6 protein-coding genes are annotated in these 12585 nt (G+C 71.7%); 4 read left to right on the top strand and 2 right to left on the bottom strand.

The genetic code is table 11. The features are described from left to right. Nucleotides 1-62: 62 nt before the first annotated feature. Nucleotides 63-1133 (top strand): hypothetical protein, encoded by a 1071-nt coding sequence (locus tag ACIQIB_RS17020; protein ID WP_400758692.1) that lies wholly within the window; start codon nucleotides 63-65, stop codon nucleotides 1131-1133. A 565-nt stretch (nucleotides 1134-1698) separates the two neighbouring features. Next, nucleotides 1699-7590 (top strand): hypothetical protein, encoded by a 5892-nt coding sequence (locus tag ACIQIB_RS17015; RefSeq protein WP_400758690.1) that lies wholly within the window; start codon nucleotides 1699-1701, stop codon nucleotides 7588-7590. 175 nt (nucleotides 7591-7765) lie between these two features. Here ACIQIB_RS17015 and ACIQIB_RS17010 read toward each other — a convergent pair whose 3' ends face one another. Further along, nucleotides 7766-8161 (bottom strand): hypothetical protein, encoded by a 396-nt coding sequence (locus tag ACIQIB_RS17010; protein WP_363612414.1) that lies wholly within the window; start codon nucleotides 8159-8161, stop codon nucleotides 7766-7768. A 198-nt stretch (nucleotides 8162-8359) separates the two neighbouring features. On the opposite strand from ACIQIB_RS17010, the gene ACIQIB_RS17005 reads away from it, so the two are divergent. Together ACIQIB_RS17005 and ACIQIB_RS17000 are read left to right on the top strand one after the other, a co-directional pair. Continuing rightward, nucleotides 8360-9007, top strand: coding sequence for a Pr6Pr family membrane protein (locus ACIQIB_RS17005; protein ID WP_363612412.1), 648 nt, complete (start codon nucleotides 8360-8362; stop codon nucleotides 9005-9007). A gap of 300 nt (nucleotides 9008-9307) precedes the next feature. Beyond that, a complete protein-coding gene (locus ACIQIB_RS17000; RefSeq protein ID WP_400758687.1) occupies nucleotides 9308-10729 on the top strand; it encodes a S41 family peptidase in 1422 nt (473 codons plus the stop codon). Nucleotides 10730-10783: 54 nt separating this feature from the next. Here the strand turns inward: ACIQIB_RS17000 and ACIQIB_RS16995 are convergent, their stop codons facing one another. Beyond that, on the bottom strand, nucleotides 10784-12391 hold the full coding sequence (locus ACIQIB_RS16995; RefSeq protein WP_400758686.1) for an ABC-F family ATP-binding cassette domain-containing protein: 1608 nt from the start codon (nucleotides 12389-12391) through the stop codon (nucleotides 10784-10786). Nucleotides 12392-12585 lie beyond the last annotated feature (194 nt).

Genomic DNA, 12585 nt, shown 5'->3' with positions numbered 1-12585 from the left:
CACAGCCCAGTGGTCCGCGCGCTACCCCACTGGGCCGATCAAGAGAACAAGAGGAGAAGACATTGACCACGCAGACGGACGAGCCGTCCGGCGGCCCGCTGCGGCAGCTCGACTCGGCTCTCACCCGGCGCGGTTTCACCACCCGGCGGCTGCGCCTGCGGGCGGCGGCCGTGATCGTGGCGATCACGGCCGGGGTCTCGGGGGTTCTGCTCTACAACCTGACCAACGTGCTCGGGCCGGACACGGTGTGCGGTGGCGCGGCAACGGCCGACGACCTGCACGCCGCTCTGGGGCCGGGGCGGATCAGCGAGGAGAAGGACGCCGGTTATTCGCCGACCGCCTACGACCGGCCGAACAGCTGCGTGGCGACGGTCAGCTCCGGGCTGTTCGGCAAGTCCGAGCGGTCGGCGTCGTTCAGCATCGGGTTCAACCAGAACAGCGTCGCCTACCGGCCGACCCCAGATGCCCGCCTGTTCTCCGGGGCCTCGGCCGGAGGCGTGACACCGGACAGGGCGTGGGCGCTGCTACCGGAGGGCTGCACGAAGGGCCTGTTCACGGACATCAACGTCGGCAAGGGCGGCCTGGACGGCGACCGTGCCGAAGGGGCCGCCCGAATGGCCGTGGCATACGCGAACATGGTCGCCAAGGAGAAGAACTGCGGGGGCGGGAAGATGCCGGCGCCGGAGAACCTGTCCGCCGCGGGCTCGCTCCAGCCCGTCGACTTCGGCAGTGTCTGCGGCTTGCCAGGTATGACCGCCCCGCCCCTGAACCCCACTACCAAGGACAGGTACCGCCAACAGGCGACCACCGCCTTCGGCCCGGTCTGGTCCTGCAGCATCAGCGACGCGAGCGACCACCGTGCGCTCGCGTCCTACACGATCACCACCGACCCACGGGTCACCGGCCTCAACCCGGAAGAGGCCCGTACCGAGGCCTACGGGCGCTCGCGGTACATCACGCTGCTGCGTGAGAACGTCGTCGCCACCTGCCAGGGAAAGACGACGTACTTCCACCTCGACTGGAGCTACGACCCGAGCGTGAGCGGCAGCGGGCTCCTCCCGGACGAAAACCTCTGGAAGCAGTTCCTCACCGCCGGCGGCAAGGCGATCGGCTGCGAACCGCTCATCCCGTAAACGGAAACGGATCCACGGGCCCGCCCGGGCGCTACCGCCCGGGCGGGCCCGTCGCGTTGTCGTCGGCCCAGTCCTCCATGAACGAGCGGCGAGGCCGCCCCCGTGTCGCCCTGTGCGGCGAACTCCGGTGGTCATTCAGCACCTTCCGGCTTCTGTCGCGGTATCCCGCGAAGCACGTTTCGCACTCGGTGCAACCGCCCTCCGCTGAGCCACTCCGCGGCCCGTTCGGCGGCTGGGGTCGATATCACCTTCCGAAGGGGGGCAGCGCGAAGGCGCGCCGGTCCCTTCGTGACAAATACCCCCACCTCCGAAGCAAGGTTGCGAAGGGGACTCAAGTATGTGGTGGATGCTTGAAGTTGCGATGTTTGTCCTGTTACGTTCCCAAGCGCCGGGCACCACCGGAATGCTCCTTATGTCGCGGTACAGGCCACCTCGTGTGCCGCTGTTCGTCGTGCGCGACGGCGTGTGAACCACCATTGACCGCGCCGACTCGGGGCTGGACCGGCTCGTAGCTCAGTCAACTGAAGACTCGTTCTTGCAAAGACAACCCTCTGAGGGGGAAACGGTGTCACACCGGATAGCCGCCGCGTGGGCGGGGGCACGTCGTAGTGGCGTGCTGGCCCTAGTGGCCGCGTTCGCCATGCTGGCGGGACTGATCGGGCCGGCGGTGGTCGCGGGTGCGGCCGGTAACGCGGTCCTCAGCATCTCGATCCAGCCCGTCGACTCCCTCACCGGGCAGCCGCAGACGGACGCCTCCTACGGGGCGCACAACGACCAGCTCGCCTACAGGGTGGCGTACTCCTGTGCGGCCGCCGACTGTGCGGGCACCACCGTGCAGTTGTCTCCGGCGCCACCGAATCCCTACGGGCTGGCGACCGAACCGATCCTGAGGTACGCGAACTGGACGGCCCCGGCCGGGGTGTCGGGCGCGACGATCAGCGGCACGGCCACCACGGGCATCACGGTCAAGCTCGGTGACCTGTCCGCCGGTACGTCGGGCACGTTCCTGGTCGTCTTCAGCATCCTCGCGGACGAGACCTACACCACGCCCCGGCCGGCCCAGTACTACCCGTCCGGGTTCCAGATCCCGATGTCGGCCACCATGGCCGCGACCAGTGCCACCGGGCAGGCCAAGGCCGACGCGCAGCCGGTGACCTGGACGAGCAGGGTGCCGGAGCCGGGCATCGTCCAGACGAGTCCGGGATCGGTGAAGCCCGGTGTGAACGTCACGTGGTCGGTGTACATGGGGTCCGGTTCGTTCCCGCGCACCTCTGGCAGCCGCATCGCGGGGACGTCGGAGTGGGTCGCGGCGGGCAGTTACACCGTGACGGAGAAGCTGGATCCGCGGGCGACGTACGTGTCGAGTACGGGCGGCGGCGTGTACGACGCGGCGACGCACAGCGTGACGTGGTCGCTCGGCACGAAGGATGCCCCGGACGCGAACGCTTCGGGCGGTTGGGGTACCACCAGCACCAGCGGCTGGGTCACGCGCGGCCCGTACTACCCGCGTGCGGTCACGGTGAACTACCCGGCGGCCAAGTTCACTTCCGATCCGGGCGGTTGCAACTTCGAGGAAACCGTCACGCACGACTCCAGCGTGTCGCTCACCTACCTGGACGCGGCCCGCACCACCAAGAACGCCTCGCACCAGATGACGCACACCGTTTCGTGCTACGACCCGTTCGCCCGGGCCGACATGACGAAGGACAGCACCAACAACGCCGGCAACGGGAACACCCGGCTGGTGAACGTTCCGCCGGACGTGACCGGGCTGACCTGCCCGGCCGGCGGCCGTGACGACTGGAACCGCACCTGCACCCCGGGCGCGGCCCTCGCCCCCTTCGCGGACAACTCCTTCAACTGGGTCGTGACGGCGCGCAACCAGTCGAACGTCGCCGGTGTCGCGGTGATCGAGGACGACACTCTCGACCAGGCGGACGCGCGGGTCAACAGGATCACGACGACGGCCACGACGCCGGCGGCCACGGTCGAGTGGACGCTCAGCGACGGTCAGACGGGGACGTCGAGCGGGTCTGCCACCGCCCCCGCCGGCACCTGGTTCACCAAGGCGAAGGTCACGAGCGGCTCCATCGCGCCGCCGAACGTCCGGCCCAGTGACAGCGGTTCCGTCGCGTTCAACGTCAACTTCTCCTACACGGTGACGAAGACCGCCCCGATCGGTGAGCAGCGCACCAACACGGCGAAGGCGACGATGTCCTGGCCGGACAGCGGGCTGTCGCCGATGGGCCTGGGCCCGGTCTCCCGCACGATCCAGTTCCGCGAGACCCCGAAGACGACGGTGAAGCCCGCTTTCACCGCGGCCTTCGCCGCGCCCGCCGCGGTCGAGGGCGGTGGCAACGCCGTGCCGGGCAAGAACACGACCTTCAGTGTGAACGGGACGACGTCGAACGTTCCGGCCGATGCGCAGATCACGCCGCAGTACGTGTTCATCGCGCCCGTGGGCTGGACGATCAACAAGGGTTCGGCGGCGTTTCCGCCGAACAGTGTCCCGGCGGGTGTGAAGTTCGAGTACACGACGAAGACGATCGGCGGTGTCGCCCGCGAGGCCGTGGTGGCGACGTGGCCGAACACGGTCTCCTTCGGTGCGAACGGGACCTGGCCGACGATGACGGTGGTCGCCAAACCGACCTTCGCGGTCACGGCCGGCACGACGAGCGTGGCGACGGCGTGGGCGGGCGACTCCCGGAACACCTGGGACAACACCCAGGCCACGTACACGGGCGCTGTGCAGGACGGGCAGCCCGCGCAGTGGTTCTCCAGCGTGAACCAGAACGTGCTCGTCTCGGCGGCCGACGCCCTGAGCGCGGTCAAGGAGATCTGCCGGCCGACGCCGGGCGCCGCTGACGGCTGCACCTGGCTGTCCGACCCGGACGAGTTGGTCGGTGTCTCGCCGACGGCGACGGACATCAAGTACCGGATCACGCTGAAGAACACCGGCAACACGACGCTGGGCAACGTGGTCGCGTACGACGTGCTGCCGTACGTCGGTGACAAGGGCACCAGTGCGGGCACGGCGAACGTGCCGCGTGGGAGCACCTTCGAGGAGGCGCTGGCCAGTGTTTCCGATGTGTCCGGGAATCTGGCGCTGTCCTACTCGGCGTCGACGAACCCGAAGCGTGACGAGGTGTATCCGTCCGCGCCGGGTGCGGTGGACGACTGGGGTCCGGATGTGTCGGGCAGGAAGGCGATCCGCGCAGCCGTTCAGGGCTCGCTCGCGCCCGGCCAGTCGGCGGGCTTCACGTACGCGGCTTCCGTCAACCCGGGGTCGGAGGCGGACGCGCGGGCCTGCAACTCGGTGGCCATGAGGAGCGGGCAGACGCTGGCGGCCGAGCCGCGTCCGGTGTGTGCCACCACGCAGGAGGCCGACCTGAGCGTGGCCGTGCCGGACCGCCTGCCGCTGCAGGCGGGCCGTCCCGGTGTCGTGCCGTTCACGGTGAAGAACGGCGGTGGCTCACAGGCGTCCCCGGCGACGGTGACGGTCTCGGTGCCGGCCGGTCTGACGGTGACGAGCCTGAAGCCGCAGGGCTGGGCGTGCACCGCCCCGCCGGAGAACGCGCCGTACGAGGGGCCGCTGTCGCTGACGTGCACGCCGGTCGACGGCGATGCTCCGGCCAAGCTGCAAAAGGGGGCCGACGTTGCGCTCGACATCCCGGTGGTGCCCTCGATGGCGGGCAAGGTCTGCGTGAAGGCGTCGATCACCGGGCCGATGCACGACCCGGATCCGTCCAACAACGAGGCGACGGGCTGCACGGCGGTGGAGGAGGCGACGGCCGGGCTTTCGCTCACCAAGACCGACGGGCTGACCTCGGTCGCCCCGGGCCAGGAGTACACCTACACCCTGGACGTGGTGAACCTGCTGCCCTCCGAGAAGATCAAGGGTGCGATGCTGACGGACCCCCTGCCCGCGGGCGTGGCGTTCGTCTCGGCGACCGACGGCGGCCAGATCAGCGGCCAGGGCGACCAGGACGCTTACGGCAACCGGCCCGGCGGCGTGGTGACGTGGGCGCTGGGCGACCTCGGCGGTGCGGCGGTCGCGTCCCCCGAGGGGGACAGGACCGACGGCGGCACGGACACCACCGCGAGTGTGAAGGTGACCGTGCGGGTGCTGCCCGGTGCCCAGGGCGATGTGGTCAACACCGCGGCGGTGACGGCCCCCGACCCGGCCGACGGGAGCGCGAAGCTGAGCGCGGAGGCGAGTGACACCGACGGGCTGCGTTCGCTCGCCGTCACCAAGGCGTCGGACGCCAAGGCCGCCGGTGTGAGCGAGGGCGACACGGTGACGTACACGGTGACGGTGAAGAACACCGGCACCGCCGACTACACCGACGCCGACCCGGCAGTCGTGACCGACGACCTGGCGGGCGTGCTCGACGACGCCGGCTTCGTCAACGGCTCGGCCTCCGTCACGGTCGACGGCGGTTCCGCGACCAGGGTCGACGACCCGCAGACCGGTCTGCTGACGTGGAAGGGCGCGCTGAAGGCGGGCTCCACCGCGACGCTCACCTACAAGGTGACCGTCAAGGACGGGGGTGACCACGCGCTGGTCAACACCGTCTACGGCGGGCTCGGCGGGGCGGTGTGCGACAGCGCGACCGGCCGGGACGGCAGCGGTGTGCCGTGCGCTGTGACCAGCGACGGCTTCACCGCGGAGCTGACCAAGTCGGTTCGCTCGGCAAGCCAGGGCGACGACGGCCGTTGGACGGTCGAGTACGCGATCGGCGTGGTCAACCCGAGCCCCGGGCACACGGTGACCTACGGCCTCGCCGACGACCTGCGCTTCGGTGAGGGCATCGATGTGGTCGACGCGAAGGTGACCACCGTGCCGGAGGGCGTGGCTGCGGCCGATGCGTGGCACGGCTCGGGCGCCGTCGCGTCCGCGGTCGAACTTCCGGGTGGCAAGTCCCACGAGTGGGTCGTGACCGTCACGGCGGACGCGCACGGTACTGCCGGGACGCAGCCCGGGCAGTGCGTCGACGGTTCGGCCGGCGGCTTCGCGAACCGGGCCACGCTGGCCCTCGCGGGTGATGTGCAGCGGACCGCCGACGCCTGTGCGGCACCGGTCAAGCCGACGGTCACCAAGGCCGTCGACGGGGCGCCGAAGCAGAACGAGGACGGCAGTTGGGACATCGCCTACCTGATCGTCGTCAGCAACGACGCCCGGACTCCGGCCGGCGGGCTGAGCTACGGGCTGCAGGACAGGTTCGCGTTCCCCAAGGGCGTGGAGGTGAAGGAGGTGACCGCCACCGCCACGGGTGACGGTGCCGCGGTGAACCCGAGGTTCAACGGTGGCCTCGACAACATGGGCGGCGAGGCTCTCACGCCTGATGCCGTCCTGCTCACCGGGAACGACCGGGTACCGGCGGCGACCGACGAGGGGCCGGGTACGCGTGCGTACCGGGTGACCGTCACGGCGACTGCCGACCGCGCCGAGCTGAGCGCGCAGGACGCGAAGTGCTCGACGGACGGCGGTCAGGGCTACGGCAACCTCGTCGCCCTGACCTCGACGGACGCGGTGGTCGGGAAGGACAGTGCCTGCGCGGACATCGCCCTGCCCGAGGTGCGGTTCACGAAGTCGGTGGACAAGGCGGGGCCGGTGCGTGCCGGTGACGTCCTGACCTACACGATCACGGCCAAGAACACCGGTGGCGCGGACTTCCTCGCGGGCGACCCGGCCGCGATCGAGGACGACATGACCGATGTCCTCAAGCACGCGACCTACCGGAACGACGCCGACCCGAGTGCGGGGAAGGCTGAGGTCGACGGTTCGCGTCTGGTGTGGACCGCGCCGATCAAGAAGGGTGGGACGGCGACGCTCACCTACTCGGTGGTGATCGGCGAGGTCACCGAGAAGGGCACCCGGATCAGCAACGGTGTCTCGGTCGTCGGTTCCGCGCCCAGCGGCGACCCGCAGTCCTGCCCGACGGACTCGTCCGTGGAGGCGGGGAGGGCGTGCGTCGTGACGACGGAGCTGGAGCAGGAGCCCGAGCCAACGCCGACGCCGACGCCGACGCCGACGAGTTCGCCTTCGCCGACGGTCTCGCCGTCCCCGACGGTGGAGCCCTCGCCGACGGCCTCCCCCACCGCCACGGGTTCCCCGTCTCCGACGGCCTCCCCGTCCGCGTCGGGTTCGCCCTCGCCGACGGCCTCCCCGTCTGCCACGGGGTCTCCGTCGCCGGAGCCGTCGTCCTCGGAGTCGGCCGGTCCCGGGCCGACGCCCGACCCGTCGTCCTCGCCGGATCCGTCGTCTCCGGTTCCGCAGCAGCCGATGCCGGGAACGCCCCCGACCTCGGGTGTGGCGCCGGAGACCAAGCCGGGCGGGAACCTGGCCGCGACCGGTACGAACATCGCGGTCGCCATCGGGCTCGCGCTCCTCGCGCTGCTCAGTGGTGCGGCCCTGGTGTTCGCCAGGAAGCGGGCAGCGCGCGGTAGGTCCTGACGCGCGAACCGGGTGCAAGGCGCCCGGAGCGTGATCGGCCCGGCGTGAGTGAGTCGAGGTGAAACTCGCCCCACTCACGCCGGGCCTTCGCTTTCACCGCCCGGCGCGGGCCGGCCACCGTCTGACGTCTCACGGCGCCCGGGCGGGCGGCACCGTGGCCAGGCCCGCACCGAGGTCAGGCCGGCTCGGCCGGCTCCGGGGAGGCGGTCAGGGTGCGGCGGAGCACGGCGAGGGTGGTGGCGATGGCCGGCAGGGCGGCGACGACCGCGGCGTTGCGGACGAGTTCGGCGAGGTCGCGCGGCGGCCGCCAGTAGTAGGGCGGGGCGGGCATGACCGTCCAGGGGAGGACGGCCAGGGCCACGCCGGCGGAGCGCAGCCGGTCGGGGCGGCGGGCGGCGGAGTGGACGAAGAAGGCGGTCGCCATCACCAGGGCGGGCCAGGCCGACGACACGTCGAGCAGCCGCTGGAGGCCGGCCGAGAAGACGGGTTCGGAGTAGTCGTCCGGCCCGGCCCACGGCCAGAGGAGGACGAGTGCGCTCATCGGCAGCGCGAGGGCGAGAGCGGCGATCACCGTCTCGGCGCGGCCGTGGGCGGACCGGTCGACGCCGTCGGGCGGGGCGGTGATCGTCCTGCCCGAGCAGCCGGGCGGCCGGGGGCAGTCCGCAGTGACGATTCTTCCGTCCCGGTCCTACCAGCGAGTAGAGTGCGGCGTTCCCCCGCCCCGACCGTCCGATACCTCCCGTATCGCCTCGAACGAACTGGTGACCGTATGTCAGTCTGGATCCGCCCGGCGCTCTGGTGGCGCCTGGGCATCGTGCTCTCGGCGGGCCTCGGCCTGATCCTCCAGACCGCGCCGCTGGTGTACTTCACCATCCAGAGCAACGTGATCGTGCTCGGCTACTTCGCCGGCGCGGCGTACTGGATGGTCAAGCGCGGCACCGTGGACGCCCCCGCGCCCCGGCTGCGCGGGGCCGCCACCCTGTACATCCTGATCACCGGGCTGGTCTCGCACATCCTGCTGGAGCACGGTGCCAATCCGCTGCCCGGACTCTTCGACGGGCCGGACAAGCTCCAGCACTGGTCGTCGTTCTTCCTGCACTACGTCACGCCGGTGATGGTGATCGCCGACTGGCTGACGCTGAAGCCCCGCAACGCCTCCGCCTGGCGCGACATACCGCTCTGGCTGGCCTTCCCGCTCGGGTACGCGGCGATCGTGCTGGTCCGCAACGCGCTGTTCTCCAACTACCCGATGCCGTACCCGTACTTCTTCTTCGACCCGACGACCGAGGGCTACGGCTATGTCTGGGGCCAGATCGCCCTGCTGACCGTGGAGTTCGTGGTCCTCGCGGCGGCGGTGGTCGGGCTGGACCGGCTGGGCACCCTGGTCTCGGGAAAGCTGCGGCCCGCCCGGGCCTGACACGCCGTGGCAGGCCGGAGGGCCGGTTGTCGATCCTCCTCAGGTCCCGTTCCGCTCCTCCCACGGTCCGCCCCGGGCCGCACCCCGCTCCGTCCTGGGACGGGCCCGGGCCGCCGGCGGGACCACCACAGAGGTGGACGACCGGTCGGCCACCCGGCCCGTAGCGTCGACGGCAGGCGGCGGAGGGGTTCCGCGGGGGAGGCCTGGGGACGGTCGTGGGGACCGTGCGGGCCCGCTCACCCGTGTGCGGGCCCGGCAGGATCCCACCCGACCGGACCGACCGAGACGGCGGAGGCCGACATGCGGTTCAGGGGTACGGCACGGGCGGCGGGGGTCACAGCGGTGGCGCTCGCGGTGACGATCGGAGTGACGACGGGGGTGGCGGGCACCGCGCTCGCCGCGCCGGGGAGCGGGGCGCAGCCGGCCGCGAACCGGCTGGAGGGCGCCTGGCGGTCGGACGGGTACGGAATGGTCCTGACGATCGACCACGGACGGCTGACGACCTACAGCGTGACCTCGGGCAGCTGCGTCCCGGGGTTCTTCACGGCGGGGCAGGTCGGTAGCCCCGGGCGCGACGGGGCGACCCGTTACGGACGCGGGGCGACGGCCGACATGACCATCACGCCACAGGGCCGCGACCGGGCCGCGTTGAAGGCCGACGACTCGGCCGGCAGCACGCACCTGGAGCGGCTGCCGGGGCTGCCCGCGCTGTGCACCACACCGGCGCCCGGGGACCCGCTGTCCGTCTTCGACCGGTTCTGGGAGACGTTCGAGGAGAACTACCCGTTCTTCGCCGCCAAGGGCATCGACTGGCACGCCGTCCGGGACCAGTACCGGCCCCAGATCGGCCCGCAGACCACCGACGACGACCTCCAGCGAATCTTCACCGCCATGATGGAGCCGTTGCACGACGCGCACACCAGCCTCGCCCGCGATCTCCACGGGGTCTTCTTCGGCCTGCGGCCGGGCACCCAGGAGGAGACCCCGGAGCTTGCCAAGCGGGCCGGGAAGGCCGTCGCGGCGCAACTGGTCGGGCCGGAGCGGATGTTCGGCGGGGGCAAGCTCGGGGTCGGCGAACTCCCGGGCGGTATCGGCTATCTGCGCGTCGGCAGCTTCGACGACTATGTCGAGGACGGCAGCTACCAGCAGCAGGCGGCCGAGCTGGACCGGGCTCTGGACGCTCTCCTGGCCGGCTCGGCCGGGCTGCGCGGACTGGTGATCGACGTCCGGCTGAACGGCGGTGGCTCGGACGAACTCGGGCTGCGGATCGCCGCCCGGCTCACCGACCGCCCGTATCCGGCGTACACCAAGCGGGCCCGGAACGACCCGGCCGACCCGAGCCGCTTCACCCGGCCGCAGCCGATCACCGTGCGCCCGGCGGCGGCTCCGCGCTTCACCGGACCGGTCGCCCTGCTGACCGCCGGCACCACGGTCAGCGCGGGCGAGACGTTCACCATGGCGCTGATGGAGCGCAGCCCGCGGGTGACCAGGATCGGCGAGAACACCCAGGGCGTCTTCTCCGACGTCATGATCCGGCTGCTGTCGGCGCACTGGGCGGTGGGTCTGCCGAACGAGGAGTTCCTGACCCGCGACGGACGCACCTTCGACGGGCCGGGCATCCCCCCGCAGGTGCCCACGCCGGTGTTCACCGAGAAGGAGCTGGACACCCTCAAGGACTCGGCGCTGACCACGGCCCGCCGGCTCCTCGGTGGCGACCGCTGAGGAGCCGGGGGCCCCGCGGGCCTGGCCTCGCATCGGCCCCTCGGCGTCCGCCTCTCACATCGGCTCCACCGCCCGCAGTTCGCCGTCCAGCTCCAGCCACCGGGTGAGACCGAGGCCACGCAGGAACGGCAGGTCGTGGCTGGCCACGATCAGCGCGCCCTGGTAGGCGGCGAGCGCCTGGGTGAGCTGGCGGACGCTGGCCAGGTCCAGGTTGTTGGTCGGCTCGTCGAGCAGCAACAGCTGCGGCGGCGGGTCGGCCAGCAGCAGGGCGGCCAGTGCGGCCCGGAAGCGCTCGCCGCCGGAGAGGGTGGCGGCGGGCTGGTCGGCCCGGCCGCCGCGGAACAGGAAACGGGCCAGCCGGGCCCGGATCGCGTTGTCCCCCGCCGACGGGGCGAACAGCTTGACGTTCCCCGCGACGGTGAGCCGGTCGTCCAGCAGGTCGAGCCGCTGCGGCAGGTGGCGCAGCGGCACCGGGGTGGTGATCTCCCCCTCCAGCGGGGCGAGTTCACCGGCGATGGCGCGCAGCAGGGTGGTCTTGCCGGAGCCGTTGCGGCCGACCAGGGCGATCCGTTCGGGGCCGCGCAGGTCGAGGTCGGCGGTGGTGCCGTAGGGCAGCCGGACCTTCTGCAGGGTGAGCACGGTGCGGCCGGCCGGGACGGCGGTGCGGGGCAGGTCGATCCGGATCTCGGCGTCGTCGCGGACGGCCTCCTCGGCGGTGGTGAGGCGCTGCTTGGCCTCCTCCAGGCGCTCGGTGTGCATGCCCTGGAGCCGGCCCGTCGTCTCCTGGCCCTGGCGTTTCAGCTTGCCGGCGAAGATGTGCGGGTCGTTGCGGGTGACCGAGCGCTTCTTGCCGTAGCTGGCGCTGCGCTCCAGCCTGCTCCGGGCCTCGACCAGGTCCCTCTTCTGGCGCTGGACGTCGGCCTCGGCGTTGCGCAGCAGCCGCTCGGCCGTCTCCTGCTGGGCGGCGACGGTGCGCTCGTACTCGGCGAAGTTACCGCCGTACCAGGTGACTTCGCCGTCCCGCAGGTCGGCTATCTGGTCGACGTGCTGGAGCAGTTCGCGGTCGTGGCTGACGATCAGCATGACCCCGCTCCAGCCGGCCACCGTCTCGTAGAGCCGCTCGCGGGCGGCGCGGTCGAGGTTGTTGGTGGGTTCGTCGAGCAGCAGGACGTCGGGGCGGCGCAGCAGCAGGGCGGCCAGCCGCAGCAGGACGGCCTCGCCGCCGGAGAGCTCGCCGGTGGTGCGGTCGAGGCCGAGGCGGTGCAGGCCGAGCCGGTCGAGGGTGGCGCGGGCGCGCTCCTCGACGTCCCAGTCGTCGCCGACGGCGTCGAAGTGCCGCTGGTCGGTGTCGCCGGACTCGATCGCGTGCAGGGCCTCGCGGACGGCCCGGATGCCGAGCGCCTCATCGACCCGCAGCGCCGTGTCGAGCGTCAACCCCTGGGGCAGGTAGCCGAGTTCGCCGCTGACCCGGACGGTGCCGGCGGTGGGGGTGAGCTCGCCGGCGATGAGCCGCAGCAGCGTGGACTTGCCGGCGCCGTTGAGCCCGATCAGTCCCGTCCGGCCGGGGCCGACGGCGAGGTGGAAGCCGTCGAGGACGGTCTTGCCGTCGGGCCATTCGAAGGCGAGGTCGGTGCAGAGGACGGAGGTGGTGGATGGTGCCATGGACGGCCTCCCGGATGGTTGCCTGACGTGATGAGGGGGAGCAACACGGGAGACACCGCGGGTGCGGCGGGAGCGGGAGCGCCGGGTCGGGCCTGGCGGGGCCGGATCGGGCCTGGCCGGGTCGGAGCGCCGGAAACGAACGGCGGCGGGGCCTGCTCACCACTGAGGTCGCACACTCGCGCACCACGCACAGC

This window comes from Kitasatospora sp. NPDC092286 (genome assembly GCF_044755565.1).
Taxonomy (GTDB): domain Bacteria; phylum Actinomycetota; class Actinomycetes; order Streptomycetales; family Streptomycetaceae; genus Kitasatospora.
This window is presented reverse-complemented; position numbering and strand designations above follow the sequence as displayed.

What these genes read in the sequence shown, in the direction of transcription:
- ACIQIB_RS17005 (WP_363612412.1), top strand. Translation starts at nt 8,360, where the DNA reads ATGTCAGTCTGGATCCGCCCGGCGCTCTGGTGGCGCCTGGGCATCGTG.
- ACIQIB_RS16995 (WP_400758686.1), bottom strand. Translation starts at nt 12,391, where the DNA reads ATGGCACCATCCACCACCTCCGTCCTCTGCACCGACCTCGCCTTCGAA.
- ACIQIB_RS17000 (WP_400758687.1), top strand. Translation starts at nt 9,308, where the DNA reads ATGCGGTTCAGGGGTACGGCACGGGCGGCGGGGGTCACAGCGGTGGCG.